13 protein-coding genes are annotated in these 17,810 nt (G+C 43.6%); 10 read left to right on the top strand and 3 right to left on the bottom strand.

All coding sequences use genetic code 11. The annotated features are described in order from the left end of the window. Positions 1 to 27 precede the first annotated feature (27 nt). Complete coding sequence (locus L4D78_RS01235; protein WP_428465256.1) at positions 28 to 696, top strand: response regulator transcription factor; 669 nt, start codon at positions 28 to 30, stop codon at positions 694 to 696. Continuing rightward, entirely contained in the window at positions 668 to 1,912 is a 1,245-nt protein-coding gene (locus L4D78_RS01230; RefSeq protein ID WP_428465255.1) for a sensor histidine kinase, read from the top strand. The genes L4D78_RS01235 and L4D78_RS01230 overlap by 29 nt, the downstream gene beginning before the upstream one ends. A 66-nt stretch (positions 1,913 to 1,978) precedes the next feature. Here the strand turns inward: L4D78_RS01230 and serC are convergent, their stop codons facing one another. Continuing rightward, positions 1,979 to 3,061 (bottom strand): 3-phosphoserine/phosphohydroxythreonine transaminase, encoded by a 1,083-nt coding sequence (gene serC / locus L4D78_RS01225; RefSeq protein WP_428465254.1) that lies wholly within the window; start codon positions 3,059 to 3,061, stop codon positions 1,979 to 1,981. A gap of 227 nt (positions 3,062 to 3,288) precedes the next feature. After that, positions 3,289 to 5,934: a DNA topoisomerase (ATP-hydrolyzing) subunit A gene (gene gyrA / locus L4D78_RS01220; protein ID WP_428465253.1), complete on the bottom strand. Its 2,646-nt coding sequence runs from the start codon at positions 5,932 to 5,934 to the stop codon at positions 3,289 to 3,291. Positions 5,935 to 6,404: 470 nt separating this feature from the next. Here gyrA and L4D78_RS01215 point away from each other — a divergent pair, with 470 nt between their 5' ends. The 6 genes from L4D78_RS01215 (at position 6,405) to L4D78_RS01190 (ending at position 12,466) form a co-directional block, all read left to right on the top strand. Then, a complete protein-coding gene (locus L4D78_RS01215) occupies positions 6,405 to 6,551 on the top strand; it encodes a hypothetical protein (RefSeq protein WP_428465252.1) in 147 nt (48 codons plus the stop codon). Positions 6,552 to 6,757: 206 nt separating this feature from the next. Further along, positions 6,758 to 7,465: a bifunctional 2-polyprenyl-6-hydroxyphenol methylase/3-demethylubiquinol 3-O-methyltransferase UbiG gene (gene ubiG, locus L4D78_RS01210; protein ID WP_428455653.1), complete on the top strand. Its 708-nt coding sequence runs from the start codon at positions 6,758 to 6,760 to the stop codon at positions 7,463 to 7,465. 192 nt (positions 7,466 to 7,657) lie between these two features. Continuing rightward, on the top strand, positions 7,658 to 8,320 hold the full coding sequence (locus L4D78_RS01205; protein WP_428465251.1) for an HAD family hydrolase: 663 nt from the start codon (positions 7,658 to 7,660) through the stop codon (positions 8,318 to 8,320). A gap of 399 nt (positions 8,321 to 8,719) precedes the next feature. Further along, positions 8,720 to 10,987 (top strand): class 1a ribonucleoside-diphosphate reductase subunit alpha, encoded by a 2,268-nt coding sequence (gene nrdA / locus L4D78_RS01200; RefSeq protein WP_428465250.1) that lies wholly within the window; start codon positions 8,720 to 8,722, stop codon positions 10,985 to 10,987. A 49-nt stretch (positions 10,988 to 11,036) separates the two neighbouring features. Further along, on the top strand, positions 11,037 to 12,170 hold the full coding sequence (nrdB, locus tag L4D78_RS01195) for a class Ia ribonucleoside-diphosphate reductase subunit beta (protein ID WP_428465249.1): 1,134 nt from the start codon (positions 11,037 to 11,039) through the stop codon (positions 12,168 to 12,170). Then, a complete protein-coding gene (locus L4D78_RS01190; RefSeq protein WP_428455657.1) occupies positions 12,167 to 12,466 on the top strand; it encodes a 2Fe-2S iron-sulfur cluster-binding protein in 300 nt (99 codons plus the stop codon). Before nrdB ends, L4D78_RS01190 begins: the two co-directional genes overlap by 4 nt. A 35-nt stretch (positions 12,467 to 12,501) precedes the next feature. Here L4D78_RS01190 and L4D78_RS01185 read toward each other — a convergent pair whose 3' ends face one another. Beyond that, entirely contained in the window at positions 12,502 to 13,764 is a 1,263-nt protein-coding gene (locus tag L4D78_RS01185; protein ID WP_428465248.1) for a CinA family nicotinamide mononucleotide deamidase-related protein, read from the bottom strand. A 445-nt stretch (positions 13,765 to 14,209) separates the two neighbouring features. Here L4D78_RS01185 and tyrP point away from each other — a divergent pair, with 445 nt between their 5' ends. Next, positions 14,210 to 15,418 (top strand): tyrosine transporter TyrP, encoded by a 1,209-nt coding sequence (gene tyrP, locus L4D78_RS01180; RefSeq protein WP_428465247.1) that lies wholly within the window; start codon positions 14,210 to 14,212, stop codon positions 15,416 to 15,418. A 362-nt stretch (positions 15,419 to 15,780) separates the two neighbouring features. Continuing rightward, positions 15,781 to 17,745 carry a putative bifunctional diguanylate cyclase/phosphodiesterase gene (locus L4D78_RS01175; protein WP_428465246.1) on the top strand — a complete coding sequence of 655 codons (1,965 nt, stop codon included), beginning with the start codon at positions 15,781 to 15,783 and terminating at the stop codon, positions 17,743 to 17,745. The last annotated feature ends 65 nt before the right edge of the window (positions 17,746 to 17,810 follow it).

The following is a 17,810-nucleotide window of genomic DNA, read 5'->3' as shown; positions in this document are numbered from 1 at the left end:
ATTCTGAGGAAGTAAACAAATCAATTTATGAAAGTACTCATTGTCGAAGATAACCACCATGTTGCTGAAACCATTGCGGACTACCTTGAGCTTGAAGGCCACACTATTGACTGTGCTTATCACGGTTTAGGCGCAATTCAGTTAGTGATAGAAAATTATTACGATGTCATCATTATGGATATTATGATGCCTAAGATTGATGGTATTTCTGCCGTTAGAAAAATGAGAGAAGAAGTATTTTGTAATGCTCCTATCCTCTTTTTAACCGCTAAAGATAGCCTTGAGGATAAAGTTGCTGCGTTTCAGGCTGGCGGTGATGACTACCTTATTAAACCCTTTGCAATGGAAGAGCTGTCTTTACGGCTGACAGCCCTTGCCAGCCGAGGATGTAGAAAGGACATTGGGCTCATCTGTTTTGCTGATTTAGCGATCAACCAGACGACAGGGGAAGTACTCAGAGCAGGCAAACAGCTCAAGCTCAGTCGCATCCAATTTAAAATTCTTACCCTTCTTGTCAAAAAAGCCCCTGCTATCGTATCAAGGCAAGAAGTTGTTAATGCTATTTGGGGGGATGAAACGCCGAGTAGCGATGCTTTGCGTAGCCACGTTTACGGCCTAAGAAGCGCCATAGACAAGGATTTTGTTGAATCAAGATTAGAGACTATTCATGGCCAAGGATATAGGCTCAAAGCCTAAAGCATACCCGAGTATTTACCGGAAAATACGCTGGAGTTTTGGCCTTCCTACTTTGGTCATGTTCACCCTCTTTTGGTCTGCGATTTATCTCGCGGAAAATGAATTAGAAATTATCAGCCTTCATCACTGGCTAGACACGGAAGCGAGCCAATATAGCCGCGACTACCAACAATTTGGCAGTAAGGCGCAACTTCCAAATGAAAGCGAATTCTACAGTTATTGGAGCAAAGAAAATCCACCTGAATGGCTTAAAAGCTACCAAGAACCAGGATTTTATGAACATCTGCTGGGCAAAGAAGATAAACACTTTATTGTAACCGACCACCCCTCTGGCGATGGCCTGTTTTATATTGTTTTCCAAGATGATGCTGACGACTACCTAGATGAATATGAAGCTAGACTACACTTCATGACTTTTACTCTAGGCGGGTTAGTCAGCCTCACGGTACTCATCTATAGCCTGTATTTCGTCAAAAGTTTATCTCGTCCTTTAGAAACCATTGAACACAAAATCCGAAGTATGCCACCAGACCAGCCTGATTTCATGGTCGAAACAGAATATAAAGAAACGCGTGAAATTGAACAGGCGTTACATGACAGCAAAACAAACATTGCACAATATTTTCAGCGGGAGCATGACTTTAGCCGCTTTGCCTCGCATGAGCTTCGAACGCCAATTATGGTGATACAAGGCTCTGCTGAATTGTTAGGCAAAATCCCAAACCAACCTCCCATTGCAAACAAAGCCATCTACCGATTGCTAAAAGCCAGTGAGGAAATGAGAGAGTTGACGGAAGCATTTCTGCTTCTCGGAAAAGAAACCATTGAAGCTCACCATTTCGGTACTTACCAACTGGAACATAGCCTTCGTCAACAACTTGATGCGATGTCGCCTATCTTTGCAAAACAAGATGCTAGTTATGATCTAATTACCGACTCGCCCTGCTTGGTTTCTGCACCAGAAAGTTTTATTAATATTGTTATTAATAATCTGATAAAAAACGCCTTTAGTTACAGTGTTGGCGATATTCATATTCGACTTACGGGCAATCAACTTAACATAGTTAATCGCCATGACGGCAACGAAACCTATAATGCGGGTTATGGTTGTGGACTCGTCATTGTTGAGCGAATTTGTGAACGAATGGGCTGGTCATACAGCAGTGGTGACGACGGAGAGAAATTCAGTACATCTGTGATTTTTAATAACGGATAGAAAGATAAACCGCCCCTAATTAAAATGCCATAGCTAAAGCCGTACACTCAATAAGGGGCGAAAGTTTTACGCGTTTTCTTGTTCGAATTTAGACATAAATTCAACTAAAGCCTGTACACCTTCAATAGGCATCGCATTATAAATAGAAGCACGCATTCCACCGACAGCTCGGTGTCCTTTTAACGCCTTCAAACCAGCGCTATCTGCTTGCGCTAAGAATCGGCTATCCAACTCTGGATTTTTTAGCTGGAACGGCACATTCATCAATGAGCGGTTATCGCTATGAACATCATTACGGTAAAAGTCAGATTGATCGATGTAATCGTACAAGACCTTCGCTTTAGTCTCATTACATCGCTGCATTTCTGCGATACCACCAATATCCTTCAACCATTTGAACACTTCGCCGGCCAAGTACCAAGCGAATGTCGGGGGGGTATTAAACATCGACTCTTTATCAGCCTGAACACTGTAATCTAAAATGCTTGGCACAATGGACTTCGCTTTGCCTAACAAATCATCGCGTACAATCACGATGGTCAAGCCTGCTGGGCCGATATTCTTTTGGGCGCCCGCATAGATCACACCGTATTTCGACACATCGATCTCGCGAGAAAGAATGGTTGAAGACATATCAGCAACAATCGGCTTATTCGTTTCCGGTAAATCACGAATTTCGATGCCATCAATGGTTTCATTGGGGCAAAAATGCACATAAGCGGCATCGTCAGAAAGTGGCCACTGTGAGGCTGGCAAAATGGCTGTTTTACCATCACGCTGACAGGTAATATCAACGGCGTTAGGGTTACAGTATTTTTTTGCCTCTGTGATTGCACTTTCAGCCCAATAACCACCATCCATATAATCAGCAGTATCAGCATCGCCCAAAATATTCATCGGGACCGCAGCAAACTGCGCACGCGCGCCGCCATGGCAGAACAAGACATGATAATTATCAGGAATCGACATCAAATCACGTAAATCTTGTTCTGACTGCTGAGCAACCTCAATGAATGGCTTACCTCGGTGGCTTACTTCCATTACAGAAGTACCGTGATCATTCCAGTTGATCAGTTCTTGTTGTGCTTTTTTTAAAACGTCTGCCGGGATCATTGCCGGGCCAGCGCAAAAATTAAAAACCTTGTCCATGACGAGAAACCTGCTCCTGCTAGTAAACATAGGGAAGTGCAATAGAGTGCGGCAAAACGGGTTTTAGACCATAAAACCTGATTGTGACACCGATCAAGTATTTGTTTTTACACCTTTATGACGACGGTGAAAAGGGTTTATTAAGAAATAGTTTATTTCCCATCTGACAGGCAAAAAAAAGCGCAACCTAATGGCTGCGCTCTATTTAGTTCAAACTACTGCGAAGCTTATTCTTCTTCAGAAGAACCTTCTGCATCAGTATCAGCGGCTGGCAGTTCTGTTGTTGGTGCGACTTCACCCTCAGCAACTTCACCTTCAGCAATTTCCGCGTCTTCAAGAAGCACTTCTTCAGGCTCATCGATACGCTGCAAACCAACAACTTGTTCGCCTTCGGTCGTACGGATCAACGTTACACCTTGCGTGTTACGGCCCACTCGACTCACTTCAGCAACACGGGTACGAACCAGCGTGCCACCGTTAGTGATCATCATGAACTCATCGCCATCTTCAACCTGTACTGCACCAACAACGCTACCGTTACGGTCAGATACTTTGATTGATACAACACCTTGTGTTGCACGGCTCTTCGCTGGGTACTCAGCTAGTTCTGTACGCTTACCGTAACCATTTTCAGTTACAGTCAGTACATCACCATCGTTGTGCGGCACAATTAACGATACGACTTTGTCGCCTTCCGCTAACTTCATACCACGAACACCGGCAGCTGTTCGGCCCATACCACGTACCTGCTCTTCCGAGAAGCGAACCACTTTACCCGCTTCAGAGAACAACATAATTTGGTCTGTGCTATTAGTAACATCAACACCAATCAGTGAATCACCATCACGCAGGTTCACGGCAATAATACCGGCACTACGAGGACGACTAAAGTCAGTCAGTGGTGTTTTCTTAACGGTACCATCAGCTGTTGCCATGAAGACAAACTTGTCAGCTTCATATTCTTTCACTGGCAAGATAGCAGTAATGCGTTCACCTTCTTCCAGAGGAAGAATGTTAACGATAGGCTTGCCACGTGCTGTTCGGCTTGCCAACGGTAGTTGATAAACCTTCAGCCAGTACATACGGCCACGGCTTGAGAAGCACAGAATCGTATCATGGGTATTAGCAACTAGCAGGCGCTCGATGTAATCTTCATCTTTCATGCGCGTTGCAGCTTTACCTTTACCACCACGACGTTGAGCTTCATAGTCGCTCAGTACTTGATACTTCACATAACCTTCATGAGAAAGCGTTACAACAACATCTTCTTGAGTAATCAAATCTTCAAGATCGATATCGTGGCTTGCGGCAGTAATTTCTGTACGACGTACATCGTTAAACTGTTCTTTCGCGGCTTCAAGCTCTTCACGGATCACTTCCATCAAGCGCTCTGAACTGCCAAGAATGTGCATTAGTTCAGCAATTTCTTCAAGAAGCGTCTTGTATTCACCAAGAATTTTCTCGTGCTCAAGACCTGTTAGCTTATGAAGGCGTAAGTCAAGAATCGCTTGTGCTTGCTGTTCTGTTAGGAAGTACTGGTTATCACGGATACCATAATGGTCTTCTAACCATTCAGGGCGAGCCGCATCGGTACCGGCACGCTCAAGCATCGCTGCAACATTACCAAGATCCCAACCGCGAGCAACCAAGCTAGCTTTCGCTTCAGCTGGTGTCGGCGCACTTTTAACCAATTCGATGATCTCATCGATATTGGCAAGTGCAAGCGCTAAACCTTCAAGAAGGTGAGCACGCTCACGCGCTTTACGCAGTTCATAGATAGTACGACGAGTAACAACTTCACGACGGTGGTTAACGAAGCATTTCAACATTTCTTTTAGGTTGAATGTCTTCGGTTGGCCGTTATCCAGCGCCACCATGTTGATGCCAAATGTCGTCTGAAGCTGAGTTTGAGCATATAGGTTATTAAGCACAACCTCGCCCACAGCATCACGCTTACATTCAATAACAATACGCATGCCGTCTTTATCTGACTCATCACGTAGGGCACTGATGCCTTCAACTTTCTTGTCTTTTACTAGCTCTGCGATCTTTTCAATCAAGCGAGCTTTGTTCACTTGATACGGGATCTCGGTAACAATAATGGTTTCTTTACCCTTACTGTCAGCTTCGATATCCGCTTTAGAGCGCATATAAACTTTACCGCGACCAGTATGATAAGCGTCAATTATACCTTTACGGCCGCTGATCATGGCTGCAGTCGGGAAGTCTGGGCCTGGAATGTATTCCATTAGCTGATCAATGGTGATGCTTTCATCATTGATATAAGCCAGACAACCGTCAATCACCTCACCCAAATTATGGGGTGGGATGTTGGTCGCCATACCTACTGCAATGCCCGATGAACCGTTAATTAACAAGTTCGGAATTCTCGTAGGCATTACCGCCGGAATTTGTTCTGTACCATCATAGTTAGGAACAAAGTCAACCGTTTCTTTGTCTAGATCAGCCAGCAATTCGTGGGCAATTTTCGACATACGTACTTCGGTATAACGCATTGCAGCGGCAGAGTCGCCATCAATCGAACCGAAGTTACCTTGACCATCAACTAACATGTAGCGAAGAGAGAAAGGTTGCGCCATACGTACAATGGTATCGTAAACAGCACTATCACCATGTGGGTGATATTTACCAATTACGTCACCAACCACACGGGCAGATTTTTTATATGCTTTATTCCAGTCATTGCCCAATACATTCATCGCGAATAAAACACGACGGTGTACCGGCTTAAGGCCATCACGCACATCAGGAAGAGCACGACCAACGATAACTGACATCGCGTAGTCGAGGTATGAGCCTTTCAGCTCCTCTTCAATATTTACGGGCGTGATCTCTTTTGCAAGATCGCTCATGGAGCCAATATCCCTCAGGTAATTTCTGTCGTATACGTATACCAAACAGCATAACTATCGCTAATAAGGGAAGCCCTATTTAATGCGATACCTATAACGTTGGGTACCATACGTGCAAGGTGCGAAAATATAGCATATTTCAGCCTAAATAGGCACACCTTTCACACGTTATGTTGTGAGTAATTTAGCGAAATAAAGAAAAAGCTAAAAGGCAAATTTAAAAAAAACAACTCTAGCCGCTCACTTTTCATTCAACTGCGTTTTTCTAATCGTTTTACATCTGCATAAATTGCAACCAATTGTAAAAATACGACCCAAGTACTATTTATGCATTTATCTCATCAAGCTGACTCATTGCTGAATAGAAAACTGATCATTATCAATATTTGCTTCTACAACCCGCGTAGAATCAGCTTTAGAAAAAGACGAGAACTTAGTTTTCATAAATAGTACATTCAAGTGAGGTCAATATGTTAGGAAAAGCAATCACTACAATCGGCATGTGTGTTATTGGCGGAAAATATCTTTTAATGCTCATTTTAGCCGCAGTTACTGTTTCAACTGGCGCAGTACAGGCTGACATAATGCAATTAGCAATGATTGATCCAGTAGAGTAATCAAGCATGCTAACAAGGATTGTTTAGAAGGGTCTGTTACACCCCATAAAAGCTGTCAATGTCACAGGCGAGACAGACCCTAATGTATTTTAAACACCGAATAAAAACGTTAACTTCCCCGCTTTATTTTAATAACCTTACCTCTCGCAATCTGCTGCCTTCCTTCGCTATAATGCCCGTACCTATATGGACAATGGCTACAGAAGATGACCAAGCAGTTAAATGTCGATCCGGCAGAAATCAGTAAATTCGAAGAAATGGCCTCCCGTTGGTGGGATCTTGAAGGTGAATTTAAGCCTTTACACCAGATCAACCCCCTTCGTCTGAATTTTGTTATTGATCATGCCGATGGCCTGTTCGGCAAAAAGATACTGGACGTTGGCTGTGGCGGTGGCATTTTAGCTGAAAGTATGGCGGTTGAAGGTGCCGATGTAACTGGCCTTGATATGGGTAAAGAACCCTTAACGGTTGCCAGACTTCATGCCTTGGAGACTGGAACAAAATTAGAGTATGTACAGCGCACTGCTGAAGAACAAGCTGAGCTCTACCCAGAGACTTACGATGTGGTTACTTGCATGGAAATGCTAGAGCATGTACCTGATCCCGCCTCTGTCATAGCGGCGTGCGCAAAAATGGTGAAACCAGGTGGACATGTATTTTTCTCTACATTGAACCGTAATATCAAGTCTTACCTTTTTGCGATTGTGGGTGCAGAGCAACTGCTCAAGCTTGTTCCTAAAGGTACTCATGACCATCAGAAATTTATCCGTCCATCCGAGCTACTTTCGATGATCGACCGAACGCCCTTGCAAGATCGCCATATAACAGGTTTACACTACAACCCGTTAACGGATAAATACTGGCTAGGTAAAAACGTAGATGTAAATTACATCGTACATACTGTTAAGCCTTAAGCAATTTGAACAAGGGAGTCTCGTACTCCCTTGTGCTGCCCCCCTACCTCGCACTACACTTATTCATATCATCAAAAGGCTAGATCATTCCCTCATACATCACGTATAGGGCCTGTTGTAACGTCTCTAAATCACAGCACTTTGAAGCCTTTTGAGTATGCCCCTATTCATTGCAAGACAAGGATGCGTCTTATGCCAACAACAATTAAAGCCGTACTATTTGATCTCGATGGCACTTTGCTTGATACCGCCCCCGATATGGCAGATGCAGCCAATAAAGTATTAGCGGACTATGATCAGCCCCCTCTTTTAGACCATCAAATACAGGCAAATACAAGTTACGGTGCAAAAGGCTTACTAACGGCTGGTTTTGGCCAAATTCCTGACTATCTTAACCCGCTCGAACTTCGTCAGCAGTTTCTCGATTACTATCAGCAGAACATCTGTGTATCTACTTCGTTATATCACGGTATCCCTCAACTTTTGTCTCACCTAGAGCAACAAAAAATACCATGGGGGATCATGACAAATAAGCCTACATTTCTTACCGAAATGCTTCTGCCCTTCTTTCCTGAGCTGATGCGTGCACAAACGGTTATCTGCGGCGATACCCTTAGCGTGGCAAAGCCTCACCCAGCTCCGTTGCTTCATGCCAGCGAAAAACTAGGCATACACCATGAAGACTGTATATATATTGGTGATATAGAAAAAGACATGATTGCCGCTAATGCCGCCAACATGCAGGGTTATGTTGCTGGCTGGGGGTATATCGGTGAAACACATACACCATCTGAATGGCAAGCCGAAGCGATATTAGCGCACCCAGAAGACCTAATCAGCTTCATTAACGCATAGAAGTTACAGGGCTAACTAGCCAATAAATAACCAAAAAATCACCCCTCGTTAAACATGTAGAATCAGGGGTGAAAATCAAGTTTTTTTTTTATATTCTCTTTTTTTATTTTCTAAATTTTTTTTGCATTTCTCTATGATATTGTCACACTTGAGCAAATAGGTTAGTAGGTACTAACTTTGTTTTATGAATCCCCATGTTATCCACAGCCGATTAAAAATTACCACCTTGCATTAACCCCACATCATCACTATCTTGTAACCTTATAAGCTCAACACCCCAATATATAGTGTTTGGAACAGCAAACAGAAGCCTAGTTAAGATCACGTTCTTTACCAGCCTGGTTGCTTAAAGTTTCAAAAAACACTGCTATAGATGATTATCTGGGAAAAAGACCAAAAATGACTCAACAGCTCACTGTTACCAAGCGTGATGGACGCAAAGAAAGTATCGATCTGGATAAAATCCACCGAGTAATTACCTGGGCCGCAGAAGGCCTAGAGAATGTGTCGGTTTCACAGGTTGAACTAAAATCACATATTCAGTTTTATGAAGGGATCAAGACTGAAGACATCCACGAAACCATCATTAAGGCAGCGGCTGATTTAATCTCAGAAGAAACGCCAGATTATCAATATCTTGCGGCTCGTCTTGCTATCTTCCACTTACGTAAAAAAGCGTATGGCCAATTCGAGCCACCAGCACTTTATACGCACGTTACCACTTTGGTAGAGACGGGTAAGTATGATCAGCATTTGCTTGCTGACTACTCCAAAGAAGAATTCGAGTTGATGGACACTTACATCGACCATTGGCGCGATATGAACTTCTCTTATGCGGCAGTTAAGCAGCTTGAAGGTAAATACCTCGTACAAAACCGTGTTAGCGGTGAAATTTTCGAAAGCGCACAATTCTTATACATGATGATCGCAGCTTGCCTATTCGGCAAATACCCGCGAGATACACGTATGACCTACATCAAGCGTTTCTATGATGCGGTCTCTCAATTCCAAATTTCACTACCAACGCCGATCATGTCGGGGGTTCGTACTCCTACACGTCAGTTCAGCTCATGTGTACTCATCGAATGTGACGACAGCCTTGATTCAATCAATGCAACAGCAAGCTCTATCGTTCGCTATGTATCTCAACGTGCGGGTATCGGTATCAATGCCGGTCGTATTCGTGCATTAGGCTCTGAAATTCGCGGTGGTGAAGCATTCCATACTGGTTGTATCCCATTCTATAAGTACTTCCAAACTGCGGTTAAATGTTGTTCTCAAGGCGGTGTTCGCGGCGGTGCAGCAACATTATTCTACCCGATTTGGCACGGTGAAGTTGAATCACTGCTTGTACTGAAGAATAACCGTGGGGTTGAAGAAAACCGTGTACGCCACATGGACTACGGCGTACAGATCAACAAACTTATGTATACCCGCCTAATCAAAGGGGAGAACATCAGCCTGTTCTCCCCTTCTGATGTTCCAGGTTTATATGATGCATTCTTTGCTGACCAAGTAGAATTTGAACGTTTATACGTACAGTATGAGCAAGACGAAAGCATCAAGCGTAAAACCATTAAAGCCATTGAGCTGTTTTCACTGCTAATGCAAGAACGTGCTTCAACAGGCCGTATCTATATTCAAAATGTTGACCACTGCAACACACACAGCCCATTTGACCCAAGCGTTGCCCCAATTCGCCAGTCAAATCTGTGTCTTGAAATTGCACTGCCAACCAAGCCCTTGAATAATGTTGAAGATGAAAATGGTGAAATTGCCCTTTGTACGCTTTCCGCCTTCAACCTTGGTGCCATAGAATCGCTTGACGATCTAGAAGAGCTATCAGATCTAACAGTACGTGCACTTGATGCACTACTTGATTACCAAGACTACCCATTGCCTGCAGCTCGCCGTTCAACCATGAACCGTCGTACGCTAGGTGTTGGTGTCATCAACTTCGCTTACTACCTTGCGAAACATGGCGTTCGTTACTCAGACGGCAGCGCTAATAGCCTAACGCATGAAGCATTCGAAGCGATGCAGTACTACTTGCTGAAAGCATCGGTTGGTTTAGCGAAAGAACAAGGTGCTTGCCCTGCATTTAATGAAACAACGTATGCACAAGGCATTTTACCTATCGATACCTACAAAAAAGATATCGATAAAGTATGTTCAGCTGAGCTACGTTACGACTGGGAAACATTGCGTGAAGAAATTAAAACGCATGGCCTTCGCAACTCAACGCTGTCAGCACTTATGCCATCAGAAACATCATCGCAAATTTCAAATGCAACTAACGGCATTGAACCACCACGCGGTTTCGTCTCTGTAAAAGCATCAAAAGACGGCATCTTGAAGCAGGTAGTACCTGAGTACAATAAGTACAAAGACAACTACGAACTACTATGGAACATCGGCAGCAATGACGGCTACTTACAGTTAGTCGGTATTATGCAGAAATTCATCGATCAGGCTATCTCTGCCAACACAAACTACGATCCGAGCAGCCAGCCGGGTGGTAAAGTGCCGATGAAGCTCTTGCTAAAAGACCTACTTACAGCGTATAAACTTGGCGTGAAGACCTTGTACTACCACAACACACGTGATGGTGCATCAGATAGCCAAGGCGATGTAGGCGCAGACGACTGCACAAGCTGTAAGATTTAACCCGTTTAAAATAATGGGAGCCTCGGCTCCCATTGATATTGAGGATAAGATGGCATATAGCACTTTCTGTCAAACCAATAACGATCAACTTAAAGAGCCAATGTTCTTTGGTCAGCCTGTCAATGTTGCCCGTTATGACCAACAAAAGTTCGAAATTTTTGAAAGACTGATTGAAAAGCAGCTTTCCTTCTTCTGGCGACCAGAAGAAGTTGATGTATCTGGCGACCGTATTGATTACAACAACCTGCCAGATCACGAACGTCACATTTTCATTAGCAATCTGAAGTACCAAACGTTACTTGATTCAATTCAAGGTCGTAGCCCAAACGTTGCGCTACTGCCTATCGTTTCTATTCCTGAACTAGAAACATGGATTGAAACATGGTCGTTCTCTGAAACTATCCATTCCCGTTCTTACACTCATATCATTCGTAATATCGTCAATGACCCTGCTACAGTGTTTGACGACATTGTGGGTAACGAGCAGATCACTAAACGTGCTGGTGATATTTCAAAGTTCTATGATGAGCTTATTCAAGCAACGAATATCTACCATCGTCTTGGTGAAGGCAGCCACACCATCAACGGTGAAACAGTCATCATTAGCCTTCGCGAGCTAAAGAAAAAGCTGTACCTATGTATGATGTCGGTTAATGCCCTAGAAGCTATACGCTTCTATGTCAGCTTTGCTTGTTCATTTGCTTTTGCCGAGCGTGAACTAATGGAAGGTAATGCGAAAATCATTAAGCTTATCGCTCGTGATGAAGCACTACACCTAACTGGCACCCAGCATATTCTTAACTTGCTGCGTACTGGTCAGGATGATCCTGAAATGGCTGAGATTGCAGAAGAATGTAAGGATGAGTGCTTCCACATTTTCCGCGATGCCGCTGAGCAAGAAAAAGAATGGGCGGAATACCTATTCAAAGATGGCTCGATGATCGGTCTGAACAAAGACATTTTGTGCCAATACGTAGAATATATTTCTAACCTGCGTATGGCTGCTGTTGGCCTTGAGCATGCCTACCCAGGCGCAACTCAAAACCCAATCCCGTGGATTAATTCATGGCTGTCATCAGACAACGTCCAAGTTGCCCCGCAAGAAGCAGAGATCAGCTCTTACCTTGTTGGTCAAATTGACAACGATGTAAGTGCCGATGATTTGGGCGACTTCGAACTATGAGTCGAGTCACCATTAACGTTAATGGTATCGAGGTTCACGGCAATAGCCGTGAGCCTCTGCTCAACCAACTTGAAAACGCAGGTTTTCAGCCAGAATACCAATGCCGTAATGGTATGTGTGGTGCTTGTCGCTGTAAGTTAACTGCTGGTGCTGTCGCCCAACAAGACAGTATGGCATTCATCGCGCCCAATGAAATTCTCGCTTGCTCTGCGATACCCAAAGCAGATGTCACGCTTGAATTTAGCTATCAACTGCCACAACAGGTACAAGATAAAACAGTTAAGAAAGCCGTCTGATCAGAAGGCTTCTTCTTCTACCTTGCTAGTCTTGCCTACCCTTCGTTTTGCTTTTCGCTAACAATATAAGCTTCATCAATCCGCGTTAACGATTCATACTGCCCTATTACGTCTTTTCCTGATAACCAGCGGCGCAGCATATCAAGCATAACTGTCGATAGAACATAGCGGAAATCACGGCTGGCATATTGACGCTTAGTGGTGATCACCTGTGCCCAATCACCTTCAGGGGTCGATATAACAACAGCCACTTGACCATCATGCAGCTTCCCTGACGCCATAATAATGCCACCTCCCGTTGTATTTCCGCCATTACAGGCATTATCACGCGCAGCAGCAGCAATGGCCAACACAGCCCCTAGCTGCTCACTTTGAGTATGCTCAACGGTATTTTCATCACCCAAGACCCATGCTTTCTGGATGTGAGCGTTCATATCTGGCACATCATGCAGCCAGCTAGTTAAAAATCCACCCGTCGCTTGCTCTGCAATTGTTAGCGAATAGTCCGTTTTAGTCAGCAGACTTGAAACTTCCTCAACCAAAGGTTGCTCAACGCCAACAACGTTGTCGCCAAGTAAGTCTCTCACTTGTTCTAAAATTGCATCTGCTTCAGCGTGCTCTCGAGGGCAAAAAATCTTCACCTCAATGAACGGTAATGATGAACGGTAGCCAAATTCAAACCCATCTGGCAATGTTATTCTTTGTAACGTCTCGCCTATGCCGGACTCTGATAAGCCAAAGGTATATAAGCGATGGCAGTCCTTCGCTTGGTCACTGGAGAAGCTGCCGACTAACCTTGGGATAATTTGATCATGGGCCATTACTTTAAACTCACTTGGTACACCCGGCGTAAAAAAGATCCAAGCACGGTTTAGCTGCATGGAGAAACCACACGCCGTTCCCACCGGGTTATCAAGCAGCTCAGCACCTTCTGGTAGCATCGCTTGCTTGAGGTTCGTTTCAGGCATCACACGATTAAGCTTGGCATATTTAGCCTCCATTTCAGCGACCCAATATTCAGATAGCTCCAAACCGACATCAGCCGCAATTGCAGCCGCTTGGGCAGTTAGATCATCCGTTGTTGGCCCTAGCCCACCATTTACCACCACAACATCGGCAGTCAAGCTACAATGCTCAATTTCTTTAGCCAGCATTTCAAGTTGGTCGCCTACCGTTGTACGCCGGGTCATCGCAAACCCCTGCTCAAAGAACAATCGTGATAACCACGCGGCGTTGGTGTCGGTGATATCACCGTGCAGCACTTCTTCCCCGGTACTGATCATTGCTACCTGTAACATACTTCCCTCTGTTTTTATTGGTTTTGTTATGATCTTACATACTAGCCTTATTTAATAAAGCTTTGGCATCTTTACGCGTGTCAATTATCAACACCTCGTCACGATCTCAAACCTCTATTCACTCATCGCCAAATCGTACAAAAAAGTTTACACCAAAAAACACAAAAGTTGACAGCTCATTAGCGGCACTATAAGGTGCATACCCAGCATCAATGATTAACAAATACCTTTAAGCTGGTATTTATAACGACAAATAGAGACTTAAGCATGAAAAACCACTTTGTTTACACTCCCTATCGATAGCCACAATGGCTTAATCATGTGTAAACATTTAATGACACACACCGATTACGCCATTGTGGCCAATACCTTAAAGGGAGTGACCACAGGTGTACCGACCACCTCCCAAACATAACTACGCAATTTTCTGGGAGCAACAACAACGATGTCTACAAATAAAACCTTCGGCAGTATGCTGATCATTGCTGGCACTACCATTGGTGCAGGTATGCTTGCCTTACCACTGGCCTCTGCAGGGCTAGGCTTTACTACTGCCACCATCATTATGTTTAGCATCTGGCTACTCATGACCTACACCGCCTTATTGATGCTTGAAGTACATCAATACGCAGATCAAACTGCCACGCTTAACTCACTTGCTAACCAATTGCTTGGCCGTAAAGGACAATTTATTGCCAGCTTTGCAGTGGCTTTTTTGATGTACTCGCTTTGTGCTGCATACATTGCTGGCGGGGGAGATCAACTCAATAATAAATTGAACTACTGGATTGGGATTGAGGTGACAGCACAAACGAGTGCTATTTTGTTCACTGTCGTTATTGCTGCAATCGTGTCGATTGGCACACATTCAGTCGATATGGTAAACCGTGCATTGTTTACTTTAAAAATCATCGCTCTAATTGTCATGCTTAGCTTACTTGCACCAAATGTCGACGGCGGCCACTTAGTCAATATGCCTGTCGAGAAAGGGTTAATTATTTCAGCATTACCGGTTGTATTTACCTCATTTGGCTTCCACGGTAGCATTCCTTCTGTCGTTCGCTACATTGGTATGGATATTAAATCCCTACGTAAAGTAATGATCACAGGCTCTTCATTGCCGCTGGTTATTTACATCTTCTGGCAGATTGCCAGCCAAGGGGTATTGAGCCAAAGTGATTTGATGGAAAGCAGCACGCTCGGTGCTTTTATCAGTACATTAAGCATAATGTTAGATAACCCAATGGTTAGCCAATCTGTCTCTATCTTTGCTGATCTTGCACTAGCTACCTCATTTTTAGGCGTTAGTTTAGGACTGTTTGATTTCATCGCAGATAGCTTTAAACGTGATAGTCAAAAACACGGTCGTCTACAAACTGCACTCATTACTTTCTTGCCACCACTTGGTTTTGCTTTGTTCTACCCTCAAGGCTTTATCATGGCATTGGGGTTTGCAGCTATTGCACTAGTGATTCTAGCTATCTTTTTGCCCGTCGCGATGGTTACAGTCCAACGAAAACAACGCCCAACGAATGAATCTGAATACCAAGTTTCAGGCGGTAAACCTGCTTTAATCGCTGCAACTGCAGCTGGTTTTCTCATTATTTCAGCGCAATTTTTACAAATGGCAGGGCTTATTCCAGCAATTAGCTAAATTTGGCTTACTTTAATTATGCATTCGCTTAGGTGATTAAGCGGGTGCATAATGACTATATTTTAAACATTCTTAATTTCTTTGTTCTTAGGAGTAATATTCGTCCCCCAGAAAAATGTTAATGACATTCGATAGCCGAATATAAAATAATGTTACATGAGCATTTTATTATCAGAGAAGCAAAGCATTCCTACTTTCAAACAACTCATCCAGCACCATTACCAGCTACATTCAATACATTACATACACTTTCTCGCCATTAAGGAATAAATCTCACGATTTTTTGTTATTAATATATTTATATAACTATTTTTAAGTTAATCTTGAGCCACAATCAAAAAACTAATGTATAAGCACTGGTAATGAACCATACCTTTTCGCTTTTTGAATACCTGCAATCACCGGTTTGGGTTTTCGATTTTCAAAATAAAAAAATAATTTGGGCTAATTCAGCATCGTTACCATTATGGGAAACATCCTGTCCGAATGAATTATCATCACGCGACTTAAGTCTTGATATGTCAGAGGCCGTATGTGCCACGCTTGATGGCTATCAACGCCGCTTCGAAAAAGGTGAGGTAATAAAGACGTGGTGGTATTTTTCTCCGAACAAAATTGCAAAAAAAGCATTATGTCATTTTTCTGGTATTCCGCTGGATAATGGAAAGCTCGGTATGCTTGTTGAAGTTATATCCGAAGAGTCTATCCTCCGAAAAGAACTTGCCTTATCAAACACGACAAATTTAGCATTACTCTTTAGCAAGAGTGGTGAGCTTATAAGTGCCAATGATGCATTTACCCATTCTTATGGTCCACACCTTCAAGATCTAGCCAGCTTTTTGGGTGACATACAACAATCAAACCATTGGCTCCTTAAAAGCCAAAATGGTGAGGTCATCAAAACTAAAAAGCTTTGTTGGGCAGGTAAAACTCACCACTGGTTCAATGTTGAAGGAAAATGGCTGAATGAACAGCAACGGTTACTACTTAGCCTTATTGATATCAGCCAAGAAATAGAACAACAACATAGAGCTAAGTATAATGCCGAGCATGACTTCATGACTGGGCTACTCAATCGCCGCGGCATAACCAACGCCATTGTTGAAAATCTGCATAATCAGTACCCTTTTAGTCTGCTTTTTTTAGACATCGATGGTTTCAAGCTTGTTAATGACACATATGGTCACGCCATTGGCGACAAGCTATTACGAGCAATTGCAATACGCTTGCAAGAGGAACTGAAGTTCAAGGGGCTACTTGCTCGCTTTGGCGGTGATGAGTTCATCATCCAAGTTGAGCATCGCAAAATAAAAGATCCAGCTCAGTTTGCGAAACAAATCATTACCGCATTGAATCGCCCATTCCATTTAAATGAAGTGGGAGAATTATCTATCGGTTGCAGTATTGGTATGGCAAATTACCCGACTGATGCCAAAGATATTGAAACCCTCGTCACGCAAGCTGACATGGCAATGCATCGCGCTAAGCTTCGAGGCCGTAATCGCAGCCACCACTTTTCTCCCGACATGGCCGATGCTCTTTACCGAAAGATGACATTACGCCATCACTTGACCGTCGCATTAGAAGCCGAAGCTTTCGAGCTTTACTATCAACCAATCGTTGATATGAAATCAAACAAGCTAAAAGGCTTTGAGGCACTGATCCGTTGGCATGATGAGGAGCTGGGACAAGTTTCTCCTGGTGAGTTTATTCCACTTGCGGAAGAAACAGGCCAAATCGTCCCGCTAGGGAAATGGATCATTAAAAAAGCCTGTAAACAACTTTCAAAATGGCACAAGAAATACAATAAAGATTTCATTATGAGCGTCAACCTATCAAGGTCGCAGTTACAATCAAGCCTAGCGCCAACGATTGAGTCGTTCTTACACCAGTATCAAATTCCACCCTCGCATCTAGCGCTAGAATTAACCGAATCCACTATGCTGCAAGATTATGACGAGGCCAAACAATGTCTTGATGACCTTGCTTCACTTGGCCTTGAGCTTTATCTCGACGACTTCGGTACGGGCTACTCTTCACTCTCTCAGCTTCAAGACTTGCCAATTAGCACCGTTAAGCTTGACCAAAGTTTTGTTCAAGGTGAACATAAAGGAAGCCAGGCCATCATAGAAGCGACGAGAGCTATCTGTGAAAAACTGGATTTAAAAGTGGTGGCTGAAGGCGTTGAAACCGAAGCACAGCTAAGATACCTCCAACAATGCCGGTTTGACTTCTGTCAAGGGTATTACTTGGGGCGTCCAATGCCTGCATCTGAACATGAAGACAGAAACTTCAGCTTACTCAATGAAATTCCATCTATGCATTGATCTGCTTGGTGCTTGATAAAGACCCATGCCCCTTCCTCTGATTAAGGCACATAAAATGAAAGGCC

Source organism: Photobacterium minamisatsumaniensis (genome assembly GCF_050336695.1).
In the GTDB taxonomy this organism is placed as follows: domain Bacteria; phylum Pseudomonadota; class Gammaproteobacteria; order Enterobacterales; family Vibrionaceae; genus Photobacterium; species Photobacterium minamisatsumaniensis.
Note: the sequence above shows the minus strand (reverse complement) of the source record. Positions and strands in the feature narration are given on the sequence as shown.

Coding starts and splice junctions, on each gene's coding strand:
- L4D78_RS01235 (WP_428465256.1), top strand. CDS start 28: ATGAAAGTACTCATTGTCGAAGATAACCACCATGTTGCTGAAACCATT.
- L4D78_RS01230 (WP_428465255.1), top strand. CDS start 668: ATGGCCAAGGATATAGGCTCAAAGCCTAAAGCATACCCGAGTATTTAC.
- serC (WP_428465254.1), bottom strand. CDS start 3,061: ATGGACAAGGTTTTTAATTTTTGCGCTGGCCCGGCAATGATCCCGGCA.
- gyrA (WP_428465253.1), bottom strand. CDS start 5,934: ATGAGCGATCTTGCAAAAGAGATCACGCCCGTAAATATTGAAGAGGAG.
- L4D78_RS01215 (WP_428465252.1), top strand. CDS start 6,405: ATGTTAGGAAAAGCAATCACTACAATCGGCATGTGTGTTATTGGCGGA.
- ubiG (WP_428455653.1), top strand. CDS start 6,758: ATGACCAAGCAGTTAAATGTCGATCCGGCAGAAATCAGTAAATTCGAA.
- L4D78_RS01205 (WP_428465251.1), top strand. CDS start 7,658: ATGCCAACAACAATTAAAGCCGTACTATTTGATCTCGATGGCACTTTG.
- nrdA (WP_428465250.1), top strand. CDS start 8,720: ATGACTCAACAGCTCACTGTTACCAAGCGTGATGGACGCAAAGAAAGT.
- nrdB (WP_428465249.1), top strand. CDS start 11,037: ATGGCATATAGCACTTTCTGTCAAACCAATAACGATCAACTTAAAGAG.
- L4D78_RS01190 (WP_428455657.1), top strand. CDS start 12,167: ATGAGTCGAGTCACCATTAACGTTAATGGTATCGAGGTTCACGGCAAT.
- L4D78_RS01185 (WP_428465248.1), bottom strand. CDS start 13,764: ATGTTACAGGTAGCAATGATCAGTACCGGGGAAGAAGTGCTGCACGGT.
- tyrP (WP_428465247.1), top strand. CDS start 14,210: ATGTCTACAAATAAAACCTTCGGCAGTATGCTGATCATTGCTGGCACT.
- L4D78_RS01175 (WP_428465246.1), top strand. CDS start 15,781: ATGAACCATACCTTTTCGCTTTTTGAATACCTGCAATCACCGGTTTGG.